The sequence below is a fragment of the Campylobacter showae genome (genome assembly GCF_004803815.1).
Classification (GTDB): domain Bacteria; phylum Campylobacterota; class Campylobacteria; order Campylobacterales; family Campylobacteraceae; genus Campylobacter_A; species Campylobacter_A showae.
Map to the genome: position 1 here is coordinate 1,093,371 of NZ_CP012544.1, position 21,840 is coordinate 1,115,210.

Here is a 21,840-nt window from a genome sequence, read left to right on the forward strand (position 1 = left end):
AAATTTAAGGAGAATATATGGCTGAAGAAATTTCAGAAAATCAAGGCAAAAAGGGAAACGGGCTGGTTCTCATCATCATCATTGTTATTTTACTGCTTCTTTTGGTGGTCGGCGGACTTTTGGCGTTCTTACTAATGGGCGGCAATGAAGAGAATGCGCAAGCGCAAACGGCACAGGTTCAAACCGAGCAAGTCCAAGCCGCAGCACCTAAAAATACGGCAGGCAAGCGCTCAAACGACTATGTAAATATGGGCCCGGTTTATCCGCTCGATCAGTTTATCGTAAATTTGCTTAGCGAAAGCGGTTCGAGATACCTAAAAACAAAAGTTGATCTAGAGCTTAGCGCCGATACGTTAACACCGGAAATCGACAAGAAAAAGCCGCTAATAAGGGATATCGTCGTTTCTACACTATCATCTAAAACGTACGAAGAGGTAAGCACTCAAAAAGGCAAAAATCGCCTAAAAGACGAGATAGTCGACCGCCTAAACGAGGTTTTGGCCGACGGTCACATAAAAAACATCTACTTTACCGACTTTGTGGTGCAATGATCGGCATAGATATCGTAGCGATCTCGCGAATCTCAAGGCTTAAAGAGCGACGAGGCGAGGATTTTTTGAGATATTTTTTAAGCGACGACGAGATAAATATCGCAAAAACGGACGCTACGATAGCGGGATTTTTCGCAGCTAAAGAGGCTATCAGCAAAGCTCTTGGCTGCGGGATCTCGGCCGAGTTTTCATTCTTTGACGCTCAAATTTACAAAGACGACAAAAACGCCCCCAAAGTAAAGCTTTCAGAAAAAATCATCAAAAACTTTAACCTAAAAGACGCGCAAATCACCATCAGTCACGACGGAGGCTTTGCTATCGCCGCTGCGATACTGCAAAGAGCGGATTAGACTTTTAAATTTAGCTCGGATATGGGCTGAAATTTACCGCTAAATCAAATCATGTTTAGCCAAATTTAACAACCTCTATAAACCCTGTTTTGCTCGACAAACGCAAGCCAAATTTGATACTGTTTTTGTCCAAGCCTTTTTACATTACTCAAATTTAAAGCTAGCAAACCAAACCGTAGCTGCAAATTTAATCGCACTACAGCACTAACCGACTTTTATCAAATTTCCTCTCGCGCAGATCGCTTTTTATGATTCACGAATAAATTTTACCGCAACCACACCACATCATCTCTTTTTGTCGTTGCTGCTGATCTGTAGTAGTAGCGCCCGCTCGCCGATATTTTGCCGCAATTTTTCAAACTCCGGCCCGCTATAATCCTCGTCGTCGCCGCAATAAAAGCTGTTTGTCACAAGCTCGCACTCTAGCTCCATACCGCCTTGGATATTGTCCGAATGTCTTAAAATTTTATTTTCACTGCGCTGCTCGCAAAAATCATCCGCCATCTGCCAATATGCGTCGATTTCGTCATCGATCATCTAGGTGTCACCGACCAAATCTACAACACTGCTTAGTTACAAAATTTAAATTTTAAAATTGAATACCGATTTGCATAAGTTATCCTGTTTTTTAAATCACTTTTTTAATCTTAATCGTTAAAAAATAGTTATTATATATCTATTTCTAATATTTTTACTTGTAATTAACTTTACTTTTAGATATAATCCCGAAAATTTTAGACTAAAAAAGGAGAAACATGAAACAAAACGGCTTTTTGAGAAAGATTAGAATGAATTGCGCAAGATCGGAGACAATGAATTTTACTCGTGCATTTACGATGATTTAGCTAATATTCGTCATCGTCATAATAGGTATCATAGCCGCCGTAGCCATACCTAGACTGCAAGCCAGCAGGGACGATGCGTGGGCGGTCGCGATGGCTACGCAGATCAAATCCACTATAAACGACGTAATAAATCACGTAAACGCTACAGGTAATACTAACATTAAATTTAAAAACCCATCCTGCCATTTCTAATTTCTACGGCCCCGTAGATATGACGTCAAGTATCGGTATAAAAATCGTAGAGGATACGTATCAGATGTTTCCGAGAGGTTGGCTTACAAATTCAAGTAGTGTTCTGGCTTCGTGGGCGGATGGCGGTGCAGTACCTATATATTCAAAAAAAGCAAGCATGGGTAGCGGCAATCTGTGCGTATATATAGCATCCTCCAATATAGACAACATTCCTTTTACGCCCGAACATCCGGCAAGACCCGGTATAACCATAGCGGCTGGAAACGTAGGGCACATAGGCGGCATGATGAATGACGGAGAGGATAGAAGATGCGATATTTTAAGAAGCCTCTTAAAAAAAGCATTTCCTACGGAAGTAACTCCTCCTGGCTACCACACGACTAACTTCATAGACGTACCAGCATTTCCGAAAGCAAAATTGTAGAATTTTGCGCGGCGACTCTGGGCGCAGACGCATTAAATTTAGCGCCACGGCTCGCTTTCGTGCAAGCAAAATATAAATCCAATAACACCTCGTTAAAATAAAGCGATTTCACTTCTGTAAAGTCGGCAGATGCCAACCTAGATAATACGCCGCAAGTCTAAACACGACGCCAAACGCAAAAAGCCCCATAACCCAAAACATGCTCGTAAATCCCGCATAATCCATCGCAAAATATATAAGCCCCACGACAATGCTAACCGTCGCATAAAGCCCCGTTTTTAGGCACCATGGGATCTCATTAAACAACACGTCGCGTATCATGCCCCCACCCACGCCGTTGCAAAGTGCGAGCAGTACGACGCCAAAGACGTTGTAGCCAAACTGTAGCGCCACGATCGCTCCGACGATAGAAAAGCTCACTAGATCCACGGCGTCGGTGGTAACGAAAAGGAATTTTTTCTCGATGTCGCTTCGCTTGTGCAGGCGCAAAAAAGCCGAGAGAAAGAGCATCGCCATCACGATGATGCACGGAGCGTAGTGCGTGAACGAATACGGCGGGCGCGAGACGATAGCATCGCGCATAAATCCGCCTCCAAGTGCAGTCAGAAGCGCAGCGATAAAGATACCCAGCCAGTCGCAGTCGCGCTTAACCGCGAAGATAAATCCGCTCGTGGCTGCGGAGGCGATGCCGATGTATTCGGCTACGAGGAGCGCAGTCATTTTTAGCCTTAAGTTTTTAAACGAGATTTTACATTTTTAAAATAAAAAAGCAGTTGAATTTAAATGAAATTTAGCGTACAAAAGAGAGGGCGAAATATGCGAAAAAAGAGTAAAATTGAAGTGTATTTTCGAAATATACAAGTACGAATTTTACCGCTTTTACCCAGTCTAGAGACTTACGTATTTATTTAGAGCGAAGCAAAATTTGGCCATACCGACGAACTCGACATGGTCGCCGTGAGTAAAATCATCGCCACAAGGAGAACTTAGACGCGTAAACATCAAAATATAACACATCCGCCGTCTAAACTATCTAAAGTAGTATATACGCCGGTGCAAAATACGCCGCCGCGCCAAAAAATTAAATTTTAAAATTTTCTATCTCGTTAAAATTTAGATAGCGGTATATCTGCGCCTCTTTGCCCGCAAGCTTTTGGGGCACTATACTCATGTATTCTGAGGCGCTCGGTAGTCTACCTAGCACGGCGCAAACGGCCGCCAGCTCGGCGCTACCAAGATACACGCGCGCACCCATACCCATGCGGTTATCAAAGTTTCGCGTCGAGGTCGAAAACACCGTCGCACCGTCATTTACGCGGGCTTGATTACCCATACAAAGTGAGCAGCCAGGCACCTCCGTGCGAGCGCCCACAGCGCGAAAGATATCGTAGTAGCCCTCCTTTTCGAGCAGAGCCTGATCCATCTTGGTTGGCGGCGCTATCCAGAGTCTAGTCGGTAGCATGCCGAGCCCACGCAGAGCTTCGCCGAGCGCTCGGTAGTGGCCGATATTTGTCATGCAGCTACCCACAAATACCTCGTCGATCTTATGCGGGCGCGAGCTATCGGCTAGCACTTCGCTCAGAGTCGCGACGTCGTCGGGGTCATTTGGGCAGGCCAGGATAGGTTCTGTTATCTCGTCCAAATTTATCTCGATCACCTCGGCGTAGCGCGCGTTTTTGTCGGCTCGCAGCAGCTCTGGCGCCGCTAGCCACTCGCGCATTTTCGCCGCGCGGCGCTCCAGGCTAGCCCTGCTCTCATACCCAGCCTCTATCATCGCCTCGATGAGAGCGACGTTTGAGCGGACGTATTCGGCGACGCTCTCGATACTCAAATTTACAGCACAGGCCGCCGCAGAGCGCTCGGCAGAAGCGTCGCTTAGCTCAAAGGCCTGCTCGACTTTTAGATTTTCCAACCCCTCGATTTCTAAAATTTTACCCGCAAATACGTTTTTCTTGCCTTTCTTTTCGACCGTGAGCAGCCCTCGCTTGATTGCGTAGTATGGGATCGCATTTACCAGGTCGCGTAGCGTCACGCCCTTTTGTAGCCGCCCGCTAAATCGCACGAGCACGGACTCAGGCATATTTAGTGGCATAGCCCCGGACACCGCCGCAAACGCCACCAGTCCGCTGCCCGCAGGGAAGCTCACGCCGATAGGAAAGCGCGTATGAGAGTCGCCGCCCGTGCCCACGGTATCTGGCAGCACCATGCGGTTTAGCCACGAGTGTATGACGCCGTCGCCCGGCCTCAGGCTCACTCCGCCGCGCGAGCTCATAAATTTAGGCAGCGTCCTTTGCGTTTCAAGGTCGCTAGGCTTTGGATAGGCCGCCGTGTGGCAAAAGCTCTGCAATACGAAATCAGCTGAAAATCCGAGGCTTGCCAGCTCCTTGATCTCGTCGCGCGTCATCGGCCCCGTGGTGTCCTGCGAGCCTACGGTTAGAGTTGCGGGTTCGCAGTACTGCCCTGCTCTAACGCCCGGCACGCCGCAGGCCTTGCCCACGATCTTTTGAGCTAGCGTGTGGCCCTCGCTCTCGTTTGTTTGCGGCTGCGCGGGCCTCGCAAAGATATCCTCTGCGCCTAAATTTAGCGCGGCTCTAGCCTTAGCGCAAAGCGAGCGGCCGATGATGAGCGGTATACGCCCGCCCGCTCTGATCTCATCAAATATCGTATTTGGCGCAAGCGTAAAACGAGCGACTGGCTCGCCTTGAGGCTTGGCATTTTCGTTTAAATTTTCAAATTTAGCTTCGCCGTAAATTTGAACTCCGTCAAATTTGCCCTCGGCATTCAAATTTACCCGCCCGACGCGCAATATCTCGCCCGCATACGGGTAGATATCCACCACATCGCCCGTTTCTAGCGCGCTCGCGTCGGCTACGATCGGTAGTGCGCCGCTATCCTCGGCGGTGTTGAAAAATATCGGTGCGATCGCCGTGCCTATCACGATGCCGCCCGTTTTTTTGTTCGGCACGCCCTCTATCTCGCGCCCGAGGTGCCACTGGATGGAGTTTATGCCGCTCTTTCGGCTACTGCCCGTGCCCACGACGTCGCCCGCGTAGACGATCTCGAGCCCGCTTTTTTTGAGCTCATTGATCGTTTCTAGGCTGCCGGGCTGACGCTTAACTAGCATTGCATTTGCGTGCAGCGGGATATCCGAGCGCGTATAGGCCTCGCTAGCGGGGCTTAGATCGTCGGTGTTGGTTTCGCCGGCGACCTTAAAGATCACCGCCCTGATACGCCTAGGCAGGCTCGCGCGCGCCCTAAACCACTCCGCTTCCGCCCACGAGCGTAGCACTTCTAGCGCAAATTTATTGGCTTTTGCAAGCTCTGCTACGTCGTTAAAATAATCATGCACAAAAATCGTCTCTTTTAGCACGTTACAGGCGGCCTGCGCTACGGCTTCGTCGGCGTTTTTTAGGCTCTCAAGCAGCACGATGACGCTATATCCGCCCAGCATCGGTCGCAGCAAATTTACGGCGGCGATTTTGTCAAGGCCGCCTATTTCAAGCCCGTGATTTATAATCTCGTTTAAAAACTCCGCTTTTACCTTTGCCGCATCGTCTACGCCCGGATTTACGCGATTTGCAAGTAAATTTACGAGCCGCTTTACCCTCTCTTGATTTTCGTCTAGCCTTGCGGCGATAATCGCTTCGCCTTCACCGCCCGGCTCCATCGGCGGCATACGTCTTGAAAGTAAACCTAAATACTCCCTCTCGTGCACGCTTTCGAGCTTTAAAAGCTCGCAAACCTCTCTCGTCTGCTCCTCGTTTAGCGGTAGCGGCGGCACGCCTAGTGCCTCGCGCTCTTTTACGTGTTTTTCGTATTCGGTGAAAAAATCCATCCTTTTTCCTTAATCCATTTTTTAAACGATATGATTTTAGCGAAAAACAGATAATAATATAAACTAAATTTCGCTAAATTTGCGTTACTTGATACCCGAGGAGTAAATTTTGCAAAAAGCGTATTTTAACTCGCCTGTGGGCGTTTTGGAGATTTGCGGCGACGAGAGCGGAGTTTGCGAGATAAATTTCGTGCGAGATTTTGTCCGCACTGACGTAACGGACGCAAATTTAAAGCTCTGCTTAAGCGAGCTTGAAAGCTATTTTAAAGGCGAGCTAAAAACCTTTAAAACGCGGCTAAATATCGGCGGTACGGCGTTTCAGAGGTGCGTTTACGAAAATCTGCAAAAGATCGCTTACGGGCAGCGCATCACGTACGCCAAGCTCGCAGAGATGGCTGGGCGACCGAAGGCGTTTCGTGCGGCAGGCTCGGCAAACGCAAAAAACAAAATCCCAATCATCGTGCCTTGCCACAGAGTGATCGCCTCAAACGGCCTTGGCGGATACAGCGGCGGCGAGGGGCTGGCGACTAAAATTTGGCTTTTGGAGCATGAAACGAAATTTAAAGACAAAGCTTAGTGTCTTTAAAATTTGACGGTATAAATTTGTCCAAACAAGCACAAATTTGATACGAAATGACAAATTTGATCGCCTGATTTTAGCCGTGTTTAAGCACATACTCGCGAAACGCGCGCTGTTTTCATAAGTAAAACGAGAGGCAAATTTATATTTTTAACCATACCGTTTTGATAAAATTTATGATAATTTAGCCTACTCGGCAAAAATTGCGGTGAAATTTAAAAGGAAAAAAATGGATCTAAAAATATACTACGACGACTGGCAGATGGAATGCTGCGGCGACGCGTTTAAGCTCAGCGACGAGATTAGTTGGTACGTGGCAAAATTTAAGACGGACACGGATTTTATCTTCAGGGACGCCGACTACTCATATGAGGCGCACGGCGGAGAGGAGTACAATATAACAGGCGTCGTGACGGAAATTTGGGCGATATATTTTCGCTACGAATCATGCGACGAACTGCACGGACGCGTACTGCGACCGGTCAAATACAAAACCAAAGAGATATCGTGTAGTCACGGTTTCGAGCCGGAATTTGAAGGTTTTACGTTCGGCGCATATCTGGTGCGGCTAAGCGACGCGATAGTTTGCGACTTGGCGGACGAGATTTACGATAAATTCGCGCGCAAGAGTAAATTTGAGAGTAAAATCGTATCGCCGAATCAAAAAGACGCAAGCGGTGAAACGATTTTAAACCTAGCGGTTGCGGACGCAGACAAATACGCCGTAGAAATGCTGTTAAACAAAGGAGCTGACGTAAATATAGCTGGCTATGAGGGCTTCACGCCGATACAGCGCGCATGCTTTTGTGGTAGTGAGACGATTTTTGAGCTATTACTCTCGGAGGGCGCCGACTTGGACGCGCTAAACGACGCCAAGCTAAGCGCACGGCAATACTGCGATGGTAATTTTGAGGGCGTAAAAAACGCAGCCAGACTAAGAAAAATAATCGCAAAATTCAAGTGGTATGCGACTTTGCAAAAAAATTGAACTGATTTTGCATTTTTTACGGCGCGAAATTTAAAGCCAAACTATGTAAATTTTCAACCAACGCCATTAGTAGATACATAAAAACTTGATGCAAATTTGCCGTATAGGCCTAGTAAATTTATCAAAAAGCAAACCTTGCAAGTAAAAAATAAGCTCATTTATGCACCAAAATTTACATGCCGAATATACTTTTGGCTTTTTGCGCCGTTTCGTCTAATAGTAAATTTCAAATACCGTCAAAAAAGCATAAATCAGACGAATAGGCTACCCTAAATTTTAAACCAGCGGATTAATTACGTGCGGTTATTTATTTGCAAATACCAGCGTAAACACGCCGCTAGCGATCAGCGCGATACCGATCCACTCTCGCGCGCTCGGACGCTCGCCTAAAAATATAACCGCAAAAACAACGACCAAAACGACGCTAAGCTTATCTATGGGCGCTATCTGCGACGCGGAGCCCATCTGAAGCGCCTTAAAATACGCCAGCCATGACGCGCCGGTGGCCAGTCCGCTGAGCGTCAAAAACACCCAGTTTCGCGCGCCAAGCTCACTAAGCGGCTGCCACTTTTTAGCATATGTGAGAAACAAAATCAGCGCCGCAGCGATAACGAGCGTCCTGATAAAGGTCGCGAAATTTGAGTCCACGCCCTCAAGCCCGACCTTGGCGAAAATCGCCGTAAGCGCGGCAAAAACCGCCGAAGCTAGCGCCCATAAAGCCCACTCTTGCATGATTTATCCTTTGCAAAATTATAGTCAAATTTTACGGCAAATTTAGCTCAAAAGGGTGCAAATTTAAAATAAAAAAATAAGAGAAAGCTGCAAAGCGATTAAATTTGGCAGCGTCGTAAATGGATTAAGTAGCGTTTAAATTTAAAAAAGCGAATGCCTGATTTTTGACATTCGCCTTTAAAGTTTGATTTAAAATTTATTTTTTCTAACATCCGCGACGATATTTTTAGCCATATCGTCTATCTCGGCCGTAACCTCGTTTGTGGTATTTACGATCGAGATATTTTGGTGAGTGATGGAGTCGATTTGCGTGACCGACTGATTTATCATATTTATGCCGTCGCTTTGCTCCTTGATGCTTTCACTCATCTCATTGATACTTTGAGCTAGCACGTTTGCGTTAGCTTCGATTTCGCTTAGGGATTTTTGCGTTCGCTCGGCTAGTTTTCTTACCTCATCGGCCACGACGGCAAAGCCTCGTCCGTGCTCTCCAGCGCGCGCTGCTTCGATGGCAGCGTTAAGCGCTAGCAAGTTTGTCTGATCGGCGATGTCGCGGATGATCACGATGATGTTTTTGATCTCCTCGCTTTGTCGAGTTACATCCTGCGCCTTTTGGCTGATTGCGTTCATCGAGCTACTCATCTGCTCGATTGCAGCAGCGCTTTCTTGGATGGAGTCGGCTTGTCTATGAGCGCCGTCGGTCAGATTTTTCATAGATTCGGCTAGGATTTTAGCTTTTGCTTCTAGGCTTTCGGCCTCGTTTAGATTTTCTTTTAGCATATTGCTAACAGCTACACCGGCGCTCTCTATGCCCATGATCATATCTTTTAGATCGCTTTCTAGCTCATCTTTGAGCTCGATTTTAGCGGTATAATCGTTTTTGTTATATGAGTTTAGCACTCGCGCGATATCTTTTAAATTTGAAGATATTGAGCTAAAGAATTTATTTAGCAAATCTTTTAGTTGCACGAGAGCCGGATTGTTCGGATCCGCCTTTATAGTCGCGCCCATATGGCCTTTTATCATGAGATTTGCGATGCCGTTCATCTCCTCGATCAGAGCGCTATCTTTTTTGATGCCGTAGACTACTTTATCTATATTTTCGTTGATAGCCCTACTCATAACGCCGAATTCATCCTGCGTATTTACGGTTAACTTTTCAGGAGCCTTAGATACCTCATGTGTAACGAATTTAAACGTATCCTCAAGCTTTTCTTGGATAGTTTTTATCGGACTGAGAGATTTTTTAAGCAATACATAAACAAAAATCGAAAGAGCGACTATAAATAACGCCGCTAGCGCAAGCTGAGCCTTAAGTAGAGGAAGGGTATTGCTAGAAAAAGTATCCGCTCCGATAGCTGCGACAGCTAGCCAGCCTTTATCGTTGATAGGCAAAAGTTTAGCCGTTACGTTCTCGCCCTTATAGTTAGTATAAGGAATAAGTCCGTTTTTATCAAATTTCTTTTCTGTATATTGCTTGGAGAGATATGTAGTAGAGTCGACTGATTTACCGACGTTCTCAGGATTTGAGTGCATTAGCATGACGCCGTCTTGATTCATTAGATAAACATAGCCGTATTCGGTCTTGCCCATATCGAGGATTTTTTTGCTTAGAGTTTTTATATCGATATCTATACCTACTATACCGACAAATTTACCGTTTTTTACCGCAGGTGCTACGAAAGTTACGACCAAATCGTTAGTCGAAGTTAAGCGAGGCTGCATATAAATAGCTTTATTTTCATTTTTAGCCGCTCCGTACCAACCCCTAGTTCGCGGATCATAGTTATCGGCCAAGGTTGTTCTTTTACCGTCCGATTGGAAAAAATAACCATCCTCGCGTCCATAGTAAACATAGGTAACCAGTGAATTTGCAAGCTCTTTTTCTAGCACCAAATGACGCATTATATCATCGCCGTCGTCTGAAATTTTCTCGATGTTTACAGCTATTTTTTTGACCATAGCCAAATAATCTTCAAAAAACGAATTAGCAACAGTATTGACGTCTTTTAAAATTTGAGCCTGATTTTGGCTAACGAGCTGAACGACCTTATTCTCAGCCGTATAATAACTAACCGCCGAAATAGCGGCAAACGAAACGATCAGCGCGACGATGAGCATTAGCGCGATCTTGTTCGTGATAGAACGCATTTTCTCTCCTTAGATTTTGATTAAAATTTCTATTTTACTACGTTAAAAATTAAATAAAATTAAAACTTTACATTAACTATGTTTTAAAGCAAAATCCAGTCCAAATTTATTAAAAATAAGAAGTAATTTTTATGAGAATAAAATATAAAGCGGTATGAAAGCAAAATCAGCGTAGCAAAAACGATAAATTTAATCCAAATTTAACTGCTTCAAGTTAAATTTAAAAGCTAAATTTTAAACGCCTCGCCGAGTCAAATTTAACCCAGCGAGGCTTTATTAAATTTAAGCCGCAAATTTAGTTCGCGGTTTAAATTTAGACGAATTTCGGATCGCTAAACGCCGTTAGCTCAGGCACCTTACCTGTAAATTTCTCGATATTTACGAGCGCGGTGTGGCTGATGTTGCCGTTAGCTAGCTTACTAGTCGGGATATCTATAGTTAGCACGTTTGGCGAGCCGTTTTTGCAAAGACCCGCGTCAAATCCGTCGTACCATACGCCCTCAGCAAGCTTAACTACGCCCTCTTTGATATCTTGCGTCACGTATGCGCCCGCTAGCACTTCGCCGCGTGCGTTAAATACCCTAACCAAATCGCCCGTTTTGATACCTTTTTTCGCGGCGTCTTTAGGGTGTATCCAGATCGGCTCGCGGTTTGCTATCGCGTAGTTTTCGCGTAGAGAGGTTTGGTTTAGCTGCGAGTGGAGGCGATCGGTCGGATGCGGGCTTAGCATGTGTAGCTCGGCTGGTTTATCTTTCATACCTAGCCACTCGATCGGCTCATACCACATCGGATGCGCGCCGCAGTCGTCATAGCCCATTTTCTCGATGGTTTCGGAGTAAATTTCGATTAGGCCGCTTGGCGTTCCTAGCGGATTTAGCACCGGATCCTCTCTAAACTCGCCAAATCTTACCCACGTATCGCTCTCAGGCGTCGAGGCAAAAGTTACCGGCTTATTTTCGTTCCAAAACTCCTCAAACGGCTTCATATCGGTTTCAAAATCAGGTATAGCCTTGACCTGCTCGTACGCCGCGCCGTAGTACTCCTTGATCCAGTCAAATTCATCCTTGCCGTTATCGGTGTAGGCTACGACTAAATTTTTAGCGTACGCCTTGCAAAGATCGGTAAAAATTTGATAATCATCGCGTGCTTCGCCGTATTTTTCCACGACTTGCTTCATCGGCACGATGTTCATGTTTGAGTAGTCGCCCGTCATCGTGACGTCGTTGCGCTCGTATGCGGTAGTGGTTGGAAATACGATATCAGCCATCTTAGCAGTCGGCGTCCAGTAGGCCTCGTTTACGACTACCGTGCGAGGTTTGCGCCACGCTTCTAGTAGGCGGTTGGTTTCTTGATGGTGGGCTAAAGGATTGCCGCCGACCCAGTAGATAAAGTCGATATCAGGATACGTGATTTTCTTGCCGTTGTGATCGATCACTTTGCCAGGATTTAGCAGAGCGTCTGCTATACGAGCGACCGGGAATGCATAGTTTGTCGCCTTTTGTAGCCAGCTTTGACCAGTACCCGCAACCGCCGCGGCTTTAGCTACGAAGCGGCCGTTTGCGTCAAATTCTCCGCTATCGGTACCGATAAACTCGCCCTCGTCGTTAAATTTACCCACGCTTGCGCTATTTACGCCGCCGATTACCGCGCCTTTGCAAGTCGGAGCGCCGCCGTTTGAGTAGTGGTAGCTAAGGCCAAAACCTCCGCCGGGAAGTCCGATCTGTCCTAGCATCGCCGCCAATGTCACCATCGCCCAGTGCGGCTGCTCGCCGTGATGCGCGCGCTGCATACCCCAACCGCTCATTATCATCGTACGGTTAGCGGCGAAGGTATCTGCTAGCTCTTTTATGAGGCTTGCTTTTAGGCCGCAAATTTTGCTCGCCCACTCTAAATTTTTAGGCGTGCCGTCGGTTTTACCGAGCAGATACGGCAAGAACTTATCAAAGCCGCTCGTATAGGTCTCGATGAAGTTTTTATCGTATTTACCGCTCTCGTATAGGTAGTGCATCATGCCTAGCATCATCGCAGTGTCGGTGTTTGGCACCGGAGCGATCCACTCGGCCTTATCAAAGTACTGCGCCGTTTCGCTTCTTATAGGGTCGATTATTATGACCTTTATGTCGCTGCGTTTTTTTAGTTCTTCAAAGTACTTAAAGCCCTGTTCGTCGGTGCTAGTCCACGCTATACGAAGGGTTGCCATAGGATTTGCGCCCCAGATGACGACTACTTTTGAGTTTTCTAGTACCACAGGCCAGCTGGTTTGCTGCTCGTAAACCTCGATGCTACCCACGACGTGAGGCATGATGATCTGGCTAGCGCCCGTCGAGTAGTCACCTAGCGACCCGACGAATCCGCCGCTAAGGTTCATAAATCTATGAAGTAAAATTCGCGAGTTGTGCACGTTGCCGCTTGATTTCCAGCCGTAGCTACCCGCAAACACGCCCTCTAGCCCCTTTTGCTTTCTAGTCTTTTTTAGCTCTCTAGCCACTAGTTTTATCGCATCTTCGTAGCGTACGCGCACCCATCCGTCTTTACCTCTTAGCTCAGGTTTTGGCGAGTCCGGATTTTCTAGGTAGCTTTTGCGCACCATAGGGTATTTTATGCGTGATTTATAGACCATATCGGCGGTGTAGTGTTGCAACGGATTATACACTTCGCTCGTTTTTTGAAATGGCTCTGATTTTACGATCTTGCCGTCTTTGACGCTAACTTTTAGCATACCCCAGTGAGCGGCCGTTAGCACCTCGCCGTTACGCACGTTTGCCGTATTTAGCTCGGCGCCGAGCAAATTTGACGCCGTTACGCTAGAAAACAAAGGAGCCGCCGCAAGCGCCGCTCCGCCCTTTAATACATTTCGTCTTTGTAGGTTCATTTTTCTCTCCTATTTTTACTTCGCAGACTGGCAAAGCCAGTCTTTACGACGGGGAGCTACGCTCCCTCGACCCACCTAAAGCACACCGCTTCTTACGAAAGCGGCGTAAATTCGGCACATTTTTCCGTTTTTACTTCTCGGTCGAACGAAGTCCGACCTCCGAGCGGGAGTATAAATACTCCCTGCACCCACCTAAAGTCCCTACTGCGTAGGGTACCCTGTTAAAATTTACTTCACAAACTGGCAAAGCCGGTCTTTTGCACGGACTCAAATTTAAGCTTTTACGCTCAAATTTGACCGCTCTCTCGTCCAGCGAGTCAAATTTGAAGGCTAAAAGCCTCGTTCGCGCAGCCTAGCCCGCAAAGTAGTCGCTCAAATTTAGCGTATATCTCGTTTTGTACGCTAAATTTACCATCCGCCGAACCTTCAAATTCGGCGTTTTAAAAACAGCCGCTTCGCTGCGACTTTTATAAGCTTAGCTCCCGCAAATCTCGTCCGTTTGCGGGCGCGCCAGGCGTAAATCCTCGTCAAATTTACGCGCCGCTTTTTACTTTTTATCTACGTTCACGTCGGCAGAGTGCTTTTGCAAGTACTGTGTCACCAGCCACTCGTCGTCTTTGCCGATCGCCGTTCGCGCGATCATCGATTTTAGCAGGTTAGGCCACTGATTTGCCTTGTAGTGCGTGGTTTGATGTAGCGAATGGCACGCTCCGCAGCTCTCTTTGTAAAGCTCGCCGCCCTTAGCAAAAAGCCCGCCTAGATCGCTCGTAAAGCCGTCTTTTTGCGCATAGACCACGGTCTGGACCTCGTCCCATTTGCCGTTAGCGCCCTTTTTTACGACCTTTATATCGGGCGTTGCAGTTTTGGCAAACGCAACGGCGATGACGCGCTCGGAGTCGCTAAAGTAAACGACGTTGCTAACGGCGGGATTTTGGTAGCCTTTAACGGAGATTTTCACGCGGTCGCCCTGCGTGGCTAAAATTTTAACCCCGTTCGTCGGCAAGAGCCTGCCTATGCTTTTTTGCGACGTCGCATCGGCGTAAACGTCTTTTACCGATGGGCTATACACCTCGCCCGCTGCAAAGAGCGAACAGGCTAGCAAGCTTGATAGTAGGATTTTTTTCATTTTGCTCCCTTAAATTTAAGATGTAAAAGGATTATATAAGAAAAGTATGATGAAAGTATGATTTTATGAAAATATAATTTTATATTTGCGCGGTTCATGCCGTAAATTTACGAGCTAAATTTGTAAATTTAGCAGTAAAAGCTTACGAAAAAATACTAATCTCGGTTTTAAATTTTAAAAGCGGATTGGGCAAGGTTATTGAAAGCAAAATTTAAAGCGGTAGCCCGCAAAACGCCCGAAATTTAGGAGGGTTTGCGAGCCGAAAAATCCTACTCCGCGCTATAGCTTGAGAGTATATCAAAAGTAGGCGCGAAAAAGAGCGCTCCGGTGACCGGCGTACTAAAATCAAGCAACCTATCAGAGTTACCGCGCGGCTCGCCGATAAACATCTTATTTAACATCGCTTCAACCGTCGAAAACGTGCTAGCGTATGCGATAAAGTACGTTCCCGTCATGCTTCCCTCGACAAAAGGCATATTTCCGCGAACGACTTTTTTATCATCTCCTACGTTTGCCGCGGCGGAGTGCGAGTTGCTAGGCTTTTCATCCTCGCTCATCTCGATGTCGTCTGCTTTCGTGCGGCCGATGACCTTTTCTTGCTCGCTCACGCTAGTTGCATTCCACTCTCTCATTTTGTGTTTATATTTTTGTACAAACACATAGCTTCCGCCCCTAAATTTCACGTCCTCGTCGCCGACTTTGGCAAAAAAGTCCCTATCTTCGCCGTTTGGATTTTCCGTACCGTCTACAAAGCCGATGATAGCCCTGCCGTCGTGATACTTAAATCCCTGAGTTTCGTCTGCGAGCTTGGCAAATTTAAAAAGTTCGGCCTTTACATTTTGCGCCATATCAAAGCAGTCGGCAGCATCAAGCGCCCTAATATGCACGTGGATATCGCCCGCGGTGCTCACGGCTTCGTGCTTGTCGCCTTTTATCGCTTTAAAATTTACAAGCTCTTTTGGTAGCGGTTGCGGGAGTCCTAGTTTTAGCCACGCGTCGCGTCCGACGGCGATAACGCAGTTTACGTTCGCCTCCGCACCAAACCTTACTTTGGCCGTTTTGTTTAAATTTACGACCAAAGCGCAAAGCCTCTCAAAGCCTTTTTTACAGGCGTTTTCGTCGCCGCTTAACAGCCAAGTTTGAAAGACGGTGTTATTGCCCGGCGCCTGCGTTACTTCTTGCGAATTTATTTGCATTTTTTCTCCTTAAAGTTGATTTTAAAATTAGCAATTCGCATTTTACGACTTAAATTTTAATTTATGCTTAATTTACACTTTTAAGAAAACGTAAATTTTAAACGGATTATAATCGCCGAGTTTTGTATTAAACTATGATTTTTTGATTAAGCCATCTTGCCTCAGATATAGCTCGTTTGACTCACGGTTCGTTGATTTTGTTCGCCCAAGATAAGCGCATATCCGCTACCTTGCGCGTTTTGGATGAGTTCGGGGTAGAGTTTTTTGCGTAGTTTATACACAAAGCTTCGTATCGCGTCGGCCGTGCAACTACCCTCCTGCCAGACGTACGACTCGATCATCTCAAAGCTCACGACGCGGCCTTGATTTTTTAGGAAAAGATGTAGTAAATTTTGCTCTTTTTTCGTTAGCGCCACGGGCCGGCCGTCCTTTGTTAGCTGCCTGCTAAAGGCGTTAAATTTAAAGCCGTTTTTTAGATCAACCTCCGCAAAATCGTTTTTAAATTTATTCGCCGCAAAGCTCATTTGCATGATTAGATCGCGCTTTTCAAACGGCTTTTTTAGCACGCCAAAGCTACCCAGCTCTATCGCGCTAAGCACGTTCTCGTCGTTACCGTATGCAGTAAGAAATATAATAGGCACGTCTTTATCCAGCCCCCTTATACGAGCCGCCATCTCAAGACCGTTCATGTGCGGCATGTTGATATCAGAAAGCACCAAATTTACGTCCTTTGCTTCAAAAACTTCCAGCGCCTCTTTTGCGTTTGCGCAGGCGTAAACCTCGCTCACGTAGCTTTCGACCGATATTTTGATGCTTTCGCGCAGGCTCTCGTCGTCCTCGACGATGAGCAAATTTACGCCGTTTAAGATATTTTTTATTTTGCTATACACGCTAGCCTCGTTTCTTGCTTGTCTTTCTTAAGTTTGCAAACTAATTTTTAAATTTACCGCCTCGTCTAAATTTCGCCTAAAAATAGCGTAAATTTAGTCGGATTTACGGCACTTTCAAGCTCCAGCGAGCCGCCTAGCTTTTTTACGGCGAGTTCCCTAGCTACGTTTAGCCCCGTGCCCGTACCTATATTTTTCGTCGTAAAAAACGGTTCGAAAATCTCATCTCTATCCGCCTTAACCCCGCCGCCGTTATCGCTCACGCTCACGCAAAATAGCCCGCCCTCTCTCTTTAGCTCGATTAAAATTTGCGGCGTATCACGTCCGCTTTCAACTAGCGCGTCCTTGGCGTTTGAGAGTAAGGATAGCAAGATCTGCCTCACGTAGCTAGCGACGCTTTTTAGCTCGTATTTTCCGCTCTCGTGAGCAAATTTTAGCTCGATACCGTGAGAGTTTAGCTCGGGCCGCACTATCAAAATAAGCTCGTTTATGATATTAACGAGATCAAATTTCGCCGCTCCTTCGCCGCTGGCGTAAAAATTTCTAAACGCCTTTATCGTTTCATCCATGAGCCTTAGGCTCTTTTTGCAGGCTGCGATTTGAGCCGATATGCGCTCAAATTCGCCCTCGCTCGCGCACTCCTCGATGTTATCTAGATATAGCCCCAGCGCGCTTAGAGGTTGGCGCTGCTGATGCGAGATGGAGTTTATCATCTCGCCTACCAGCGCGGTTTTAGCGTGCACCAGCACCGAGCGCCTTTGCTCAAGCTCCTTTTTTTCGAGCTCTTTTTCGTGCGTGACGTCGGTGACCGCGAGGATAAATCCGTCAAATTTCACCCCGCCCTCAAGTACGTTCGAGACGTTTAGCCTGAAACTTTTTTCGCCTTTTTTTACGATAAAATCGCTCGAGTTTAGCGGGCTATTTTTGAGATTTTTAAAGCTCTTTAGCTCGTCAAGTCCCTGCGCCGCAGCGATCATATCGTCAAATTTCGCTCCGTAAAAAATTTTTGGCGCTAGAGCAAAAATACGCTCGAATTTTTTATTTATAAATTTTATGACGCCCTTTTTATCCGCGTACAAAAGCCCCAAATTTAGCGTCTTGGCAAATGCCCGCGCTACCTCGCTAGGCCCGCTTGCGTTACTCTTTGTAGCCCGCGATGTCAAGCCCAAAGCCCTTTAATGCAACGAAATCTTTGTTTTTATTTGCGCTTAAAAGCTCGATACGGCTGACGCCTAGTTTGTGTAAAATTTGCGCCCCGATGCCGTAGTCCTTGACCTGTCCGCCGCACTTCTCTTCGCCTTGTAAAAACACCGCGACTCCGCCGTTTTTAGCTAGATACTCAAGCGAGCCGCGCAAGTCGTCAAATTTATCCGAGCAAAGCAGCTCCACGTCGCTTGAAATTTGATGAAATTTGACTGCGGTTTTGTCTTTTATCTCGCCAAAAACAAAGGCGTAGTGACGCTCGCCCTTGTGATCTAGGATCTCGCATTTTAGCGCGTCAAAGCCTGCTATCTTAGCCGCGGTTTTTTCTTTTATCTCGATTAGGCTTTCGTGTTTTAGACGGTACTGCACTAGCTCTGAGACAGAGACCATATTTAGTCCAAATTTCTCGCAAAATGCCTCTAAATCGGGTCTACGAGCCATATTTCCGTCCTCTTTTACGATCTCGCAGATGGCGGCTGCTTGCGTTAGGCCTGCGTATTTACATAGATCGACCGACCCTTCGGTGTGCCCGGTGCGGCTTAGCACGCCGCCTTTTTTAGCGATGAGCGGGAAGATATGTCCCGGGCGCACGAAATCCTCGGGCTTTGACATCGGATCGGCGGCTAGGCGGATCGTGACGTCGCGCTCGTATGCGCTCACGCCCGTCGTCGTGTTTCTAGCGTCGATCGTTACTGTAAACGCCGTCTCGTGGCAGGATGTGTTTTTATCTACCATCAAATTTAGATCGAGGCGACGCGCGATCTCCTCGTTTAGCGCGAGGCACAGCACGCCTTTTGCGTGAGTTATGGCGAAATTTACCTTTTGCGTGTCGCTAAAGGTCGCCGCAAATACCAGATCACCCTCGTTTTCGCGATCCTCATCGTCGACCATTACGACCATTTTACCGTTTTTGATGTCGTTTATGGCCTGCTCTACTCTATCCATTGTTATTCCTTGTTTAAAAATTTGGGGTAATTATACATTTTTAGCTTTGAATTTAGGCTTTTGCGCGGGCTTGGCTTGAGATTTTACGGACTTTTAGATGTAGCCAAACGCGGCGCGAACGGGCTTTAGTTAAATTTAAACGAAGCGACCAGGCTTGTAAGTTTTTGTTTAATTTTTACGGATTTATTAAATTTGACCGATTTTGGGCATAACCCGCACCTTGAAAATGTTAAAGGTTAAATTTGGCGATAATAATATGCGTGAGGCAAATTTACAAGAATTGTTATTTTGATTAAATTTGTCAAACCTTAAAATGGAGCGCGATACGATTTGGGTTGTTTTTCATCGCGGCGACTAAATTTGATCAAACTCGCCGCTGATTGGAACTGTTTTGGAGCAAATTTGCCGACCTTAAAAGCATAAATGCTCGCTTAGCGTTACGCGAGTGGTAAATCTTTTTAACGACCACATCCGCGCTCTTGTTCAAACGGTTTTTATCGCACGCGCACTGCGATCGGCGACTTCAGCTCTTATACCTTACTAATATCTATTTTTCAAACGACTGCAAACGCCTTTAACATAGTTGGTTGTTTTAATTTAATAAATTTTGTATCGGCAAAATTTAACAGCCGTATCGGCATACAAATTTGCTACATATGCGATAGCGTTTACGAAATTTGACGATTTTACGGCTTTGGCTTGATTTGATATTTTGCGCCGAGTCTTGCAAATTCTTTGGCAAAAAACGTGTTTAGATCGCGCAAGCTGTCGTCGTTCATTTGGATAAGTTTTAGGCGGTTTTTCTTGTAAATTTTGATTTTTTTACTTTTTCTTTTTAGATATTGTGGCGTCTCAAGTCCCCAAAATTCGATATAAATTTCGCTTTGCGTCAAATAAAAATCACTAATGACGCGCTCTTTGGTCGGCGCCTTTTTCTCGTAAATAAACTCTATGCCGCGGTAAAATAGCCAATTTGCCACGATGAGCTCGGCACGGCTTTTTACCGTATCACCGCTATCGCTTTTATATCTAGTTTGCTTGATTTTTTGCTTTTTAAATAGCTTTAAAGCCAGCAAAATAATTACGATCAGCAGCAAAACGATTAAAATTTGAGATACGTCAAAGTTCATAAAAAATTTTCTTTAATTCTAAATTTTGATTTTTTGGAGTAAGTGAAGGATAAATTTTAGATTTGGTTGCGGAGGACGGATTTGAACCGCCGACCTTCGGGTTATGAGCCCGACGAGCTACCACTGCTCTACTCCGCGATGAAATTTGAGTGGATGGGGTAAGAGGATTCGAACCTCTGGATGATTGGACCAAAACCAATTGCCTTACCGCTTGGCGATACCCCAGCCTGTAAAAAGAAAGGTGATTATATATATTTTTACCTTATTTGTCAAGCTTTTTGGCAAATTTTCGCCGTTTTTTCAAAGTTTTTCCATAAAAGCCGTGCTATATGAGCCGTTTAAGCGTCTGTTTATATCGTCCTGCCAGCTAGCAGGCAGCGCTTCTAACGCTCTAAATTTAGGCAACAAATCCAAATTTTCGCTCGGATTTAAAAACAGTTTATTTATCTGCATTACGCTTAGAGCATTTTCGTTTTTTTGCAGGATTTCCACCTCGTAGCCGGCCTTGCACGACCCGTTTTCAAGCACCTTGTAGTACCAGCCGGTTAATCCCGTGGCAAAAATTTCTTTAGCCAAATTTGCATTTCCCCAGCGTTTTGCAAGCTTAAAGCACGGTTTTCTAGGCTGGGTTACTTGTAGCACCAGCGAGCCGATTTTATGCACGTCGCCCACGTTTACGCTAGTTTCATCTAGTCCGCTAACGGTCAAATTTTCGCCCATCGCGCCTAACGGCAAATTTTTAAGCCCAAGATAAGTTTCCCACGCGGGATAGTTTTCTAGCGAATTTGCAAACACGGCTTTATTTACGCCGCCGTGATGCTTGGTATCGGCCACCTCGTCACCTTCAAAGCCAAGCTCGTTCGCGTAGATTTCGTCCGTTTGCGCATTTTTAAATATTGCCGAGCGCCACGCCTTGCCCAGCTCGTCCGTAGCCGCCACGCTGCCGTACTGCCTTGCTTTACCTATCAAAAGCGCTTTTACGAATGCCATCTTACCCTCACGCCACGTTTTGCAGATTTAGCCTGACCTGCTCGCCCTCGTCGTTAAACTCAAATCTCACCGCCCTAGCCCCGAAGCTCTTTGCGATCGCCTCTAGCGTATCGCGCGCGGATTTGTGGATCTTGGACTGTAGCTGATTTATCAGGCGCACGGACATCTTTTCGACCTCGGCGCGCGCCTCCTCGATGAGCCTGTTTTTATCCTCCTCGCTAAAGCTGCTACCGAAAAATCCGTTTAGCGAATCAGGCAGCAAAAACGGGATAAATTTACCGTTTTTCTCGTCGTAAAATTTCATATTCGCGATTGAAAATTTGTATTTGCAAGGCGGCATCTTGATAAGATACTCCTCGTTCGCGACGTTTACAATCTCTAGGCGCGGGCTCGTTAGGTCGTAGATGAAATTTATCTCAAACTCAAATATCATCGAGAGCTTTTTCTCGCTCACCAGCCAGCGCAGATACTCCTTGCCAAAGCTACCGAACGCGTGGTCGGTCTTAGTCACGATCTCTTTGCTATAGACCTGAAAAACAGATAGCTCGCCGATGGATTTTAGCTGCGATATCTCGGTGCCAATCTGCGTTGTCGCAGGCTTTTGCGCGGTTTTTAAGGCTTTGTTAAATCTAAAAATCATAAATACGCAAACCGCCAGTAAAATCGCTAAAATAAAGCTCGTAACATCTATCATCTTTGCTCCTTTAAAAGGCGATTTTAGCGAAATTCGTTAAAATAATCGTTAAATTTGAGCTTTTGGTTGTTTTATATTGGTATAAATTTGGATTGTAAATTTAAATTTAGCGAGATTTTAGAGTCGGTGTAGTTTGGGAAAACCCGTAC

General features: G+C 46.1%; 19 protein-coding genes, 2 tRNA genes and 1 pseudogene. 5 read left to right on the top strand and 17 right to left on the bottom strand.

Translation table 11 applies throughout. The annotated features are described in order from the left end of the window. Nucleotides 1-17: 17 nt before the first annotated feature. Together fliL and acpS are read left to right on the top strand one after the other, a co-directional pair. Nucleotides 18-551: a flagellar basal body-associated protein FliL gene (gene fliL / locus CSHOW_RS05340; RefSeq protein ID WP_004321393.1), complete on the top strand. Its 534-nt coding sequence runs from the start codon at nt 18-20 to the stop codon at nt 549-551. After that, entirely contained in the window at nt 548-901 is a 354-nt protein-coding gene (gene acpS, locus CSHOW_RS05345) for a holo-ACP synthase (RefSeq protein WP_004321390.1), read from the top strand. Before fliL ends, acpS begins: the two co-directional genes overlap by 4 nt. A 285-nt stretch (nt 902-1,186) precedes the next feature. On the opposite strand, the gene CSHOW_RS05350 is transcribed toward acpS, so the two are convergent. Next, nucleotides 1,187-1,438: a hypothetical protein gene (locus CSHOW_RS05350; RefSeq protein ID WP_004321388.1), complete on the bottom strand. Its 252-nt coding sequence runs from the start codon at nt 1,436-1,438 to the stop codon at nt 1,187-1,189. A 519-nt stretch (nt 1,439-1,957) separates the two neighbouring features. Between CSHOW_RS05350 and CSHOW_RS05355 the strand changes: the two genes are divergently transcribed. Then, nucleotides 1,958-2,362, top strand: a complete 405-nt coding sequence (locus CSHOW_RS05355) for a hypothetical protein (protein WP_039895257.1) — start codon at nt 1,958-1,960, stop codon at nt 2,360-2,362. A 108-nt stretch (nt 2,363-2,470) separates the two neighbouring features. Here CSHOW_RS05355 and CSHOW_RS05360 read toward each other — a convergent pair whose 3' ends face one another. After that, a complete protein-coding gene (locus tag CSHOW_RS05360) occupies nt 2,471-3,082 on the bottom strand; it encodes a trimeric intracellular cation channel family protein (protein WP_004321380.1) in 612 nt (203 codons plus the stop codon). Nucleotides 3,083-3,443: 361 nt separating this feature from the next. Continuing rightward, complete coding sequence (locus tag CSHOW_RS05365) at nt 3,444-6,197, bottom strand: bifunctional aconitate hydratase 2/2-methylisocitrate dehydratase (RefSeq protein WP_004321377.1); 2,754 nt, start codon at nt 6,195-6,197, stop codon at nt 3,444-3,446. 109 nt (nt 6,198-6,306) lie between these two features. Here CSHOW_RS05365 and CSHOW_RS05370 point away from each other — a divergent pair, with 109 nt between their 5' ends. Next, complete coding sequence (locus tag CSHOW_RS05370) at nt 6,307-6,774, top strand: methylated-DNA--[protein]-cysteine S-methyltransferase (protein WP_004321376.1); 468 nt, start codon at nt 6,307-6,309, stop codon at nt 6,772-6,774. Nucleotides 6,775-7,006: 232 nt separating this feature from the next. Continuing rightward, complete coding sequence (locus CSHOW_RS05375; RefSeq protein ID WP_004321374.1) at nt 7,007-7,765, top strand: ankyrin repeat domain-containing protein; 759 nt, start codon at nt 7,007-7,009, stop codon at nt 7,763-7,765. Between the two features lie 303 nt (nt 7,766-8,068). Here the strand turns inward: CSHOW_RS05375 and CSHOW_RS05380 are convergent, their stop codons facing one another. From CSHOW_RS05380 to CSHOW_RS05440, 14 genes and pseudogenes are all read right to left on the bottom strand, one after another. Continuing rightward, complete coding sequence (locus CSHOW_RS05380; protein ID WP_004321372.1) at nt 8,069-8,497, bottom strand: EamA family transporter; 429 nt, start codon at nt 8,495-8,497, stop codon at nt 8,069-8,071. 189 nt (nt 8,498-8,686) lie between these two features. Then, complete coding sequence (locus CSHOW_RS10650) at nt 8,687-9,619, bottom strand: methyl-accepting chemotaxis protein (protein WP_418656674.1); 933 nt, start codon at nt 9,617-9,619, stop codon at nt 8,687-8,689. A gap of 255 nt (nt 9,620-9,874) precedes the next feature. Beyond that, nucleotides 9,875-10,648, bottom strand: a pseudogene (locus CSHOW_RS10655) (cache domain-containing protein); the annotation flags it as partial. Between the two features lie 313 nt (nt 10,649-10,961). Continuing rightward, nucleotides 10,962-13,520, bottom strand: coding sequence for a molybdopterin-dependent oxidoreductase (locus CSHOW_RS05390; RefSeq protein ID WP_004321368.1), 2,559 nt, complete (start codon nt 13,518-13,520; stop codon nt 10,962-10,964). A gap of 547 nt (nt 13,521-14,067) precedes the next feature. Beyond that, entirely contained in the window at nt 14,068-14,646 is a 579-nt protein-coding gene (locus CSHOW_RS05395) for a hypothetical protein (RefSeq protein WP_004321366.1), read from the bottom strand. A gap of 269 nt (nt 14,647-14,915) precedes the next feature. After that, complete coding sequence (locus CSHOW_RS05400; protein ID WP_004321365.1) at nt 14,916-15,842, bottom strand: Dyp-type peroxidase; 927 nt, start codon at nt 15,840-15,842, stop codon at nt 14,916-14,918. 161 nt (nt 15,843-16,003) lie between these two features. Then, nucleotides 16,004-16,732: a response regulator transcription factor gene (locus CSHOW_RS05405; protein WP_004321363.1), complete on the bottom strand. Its 729-nt coding sequence runs from the start codon at nt 16,730-16,732 to the stop codon at nt 16,004-16,006. 65 nt (nt 16,733-16,797) lie between these two features. Beyond that, on the bottom strand, nt 16,798-17,892 hold the full coding sequence (locus CSHOW_RS05410; protein ID WP_004321361.1) for a PAS domain-containing sensor histidine kinase: 1,095 nt from the start codon (nt 17,890-17,892) through the stop codon (nt 16,798-16,800). Further along, a complete protein-coding gene (locus CSHOW_RS05415) occupies nt 17,867-18,877 on the bottom strand; it encodes a bifunctional 3,4-dihydroxy-2-butanone 4-phosphate synthase/GTP cyclohydrolase II (protein ID WP_004321359.1) in 1,011 nt (336 codons plus the stop codon). Before CSHOW_RS05415 ends, CSHOW_RS05410 begins: the two co-directional genes overlap by 26 nt. 686 nt (nt 18,878-19,563) lie before the next feature. Then, nucleotides 19,564-20,007 (bottom strand): hypothetical protein, encoded by a 444-nt coding sequence (locus tag CSHOW_RS05420; protein ID WP_004321357.1) that lies wholly within the window; start codon nt 20,005-20,007, stop codon nt 19,564-19,566. 63 nt (nt 20,008-20,070) lie between these two features. Continuing rightward, a tRNA-Met gene (locus tag CSHOW_RS05425) sits at nt 20,071-20,145 on the bottom strand. Between the two features lie 12 nt (nt 20,146-20,157). Beyond that, nucleotides 20,158-20,232: transfer RNA gene (locus tag CSHOW_RS05430), tRNA-Gln, on the bottom strand. Between the two features lie 75 nt (nt 20,233-20,307). After that, nucleotides 20,308-20,997: an MOSC domain-containing protein gene (locus CSHOW_RS05435; protein ID WP_004321355.1), complete on the bottom strand. Its 690-nt coding sequence runs from the start codon at nt 20,995-20,997 to the stop codon at nt 20,308-20,310. Nucleotides 20,998-21,004: 7 nt separating this feature from the next. Beyond that, nucleotides 21,005-21,691, bottom strand: coding sequence for a DUF4230 domain-containing protein (locus CSHOW_RS05440; protein WP_004321354.1), 687 nt, complete (start codon nt 21,689-21,691; stop codon nt 21,005-21,007). Nucleotides 21,692-21,840: the final 149 nt, after the last annotated feature.

Coding starts and splice junctions, on each gene's coding strand:
- CSHOW_RS05365 (WP_004321377.1), bottom strand. CDS start 6,197: ATGGATTTTTTCACCGAATACGAAAAACACGTAAAAGAGCGCGAGGCA.
- CSHOW_RS05420 (WP_004321357.1), bottom strand. CDS start 20,007: ATGAACTTTGACGTATCTCAAATTTTAATCGTTTTGCTGCTGATCGTA.
- CSHOW_RS05355 (WP_039895257.1), top strand. CDS start 1,958: ATGACGTCAAGTATCGGTATAAAAATCGTAGAGGATACGTATCAGATG.
- CSHOW_RS05360 (WP_004321380.1), bottom strand. CDS start 3,082: ATGACTGCGCTCCTCGTAGCCGAATACATCGGCATCGCCTCCGCAGCC.
- CSHOW_RS05375 (WP_004321374.1), top strand. CDS start 7,007: ATGGATCTAAAAATATACTACGACGACTGGCAGATGGAATGCTGCGGC.
- CSHOW_RS10650 (WP_418656674.1), bottom strand. CDS start 9,619: ATGAGTAGGGCTATCAACGAAAATATAGATAAAGTAGTCTACGGCATC.
- CSHOW_RS05435 (WP_004321355.1), bottom strand. CDS start 20,997: ATGGCATTCGTAAAAGCGCTTTTGATAGGTAAAGCAAGGCAGTACGGC.
- fliL (WP_004321393.1), top strand. CDS start 18: ATGGCTGAAGAAATTTCAGAAAATCAAGGCAAAAAGGGAAACGGGCTG.
- CSHOW_RS05390 (WP_004321368.1), bottom strand. CDS start 13,520: ATGAACCTACAAAGACGAAATGTATTAAAGGGCGGAGCGGCGCTTGCG.
- CSHOW_RS05350 (WP_004321388.1), bottom strand. CDS start 1,438: ATGATCGATGACGAAATCGACGCATATTGGCAGATGGCGGATGATTTT.
- CSHOW_RS05415 (WP_004321359.1), bottom strand. CDS start 18,877: ATGGATAGAGTAGAGCAGGCCATAAACGACATCAAAAACGGTAAAATG.
- CSHOW_RS05400 (WP_004321365.1), bottom strand. CDS start 15,842: ATGCAAATAAATTCGCAAGAAGTAACGCAGGCGCCGGGCAATAACACC.
- acpS (WP_004321390.1), top strand. CDS start 548: ATGATCGGCATAGATATCGTAGCGATCTCGCGAATCTCAAGGCTTAAA.
- CSHOW_RS05395 (WP_004321366.1), bottom strand. CDS start 14,646: ATGAAAAAAATCCTACTATCAAGCTTGCTAGCCTGTTCGCTCTTTGCA.
- CSHOW_RS05440 (WP_004321354.1), bottom strand. CDS start 21,691: ATGATAGATGTTACGAGCTTTATTTTAGCGATTTTACTGGCGGTTTGC.
- CSHOW_RS05380 (WP_004321372.1), bottom strand. CDS start 8,497: ATGCAAGAGTGGGCTTTATGGGCGCTAGCTTCGGCGGTTTTTGCCGCG.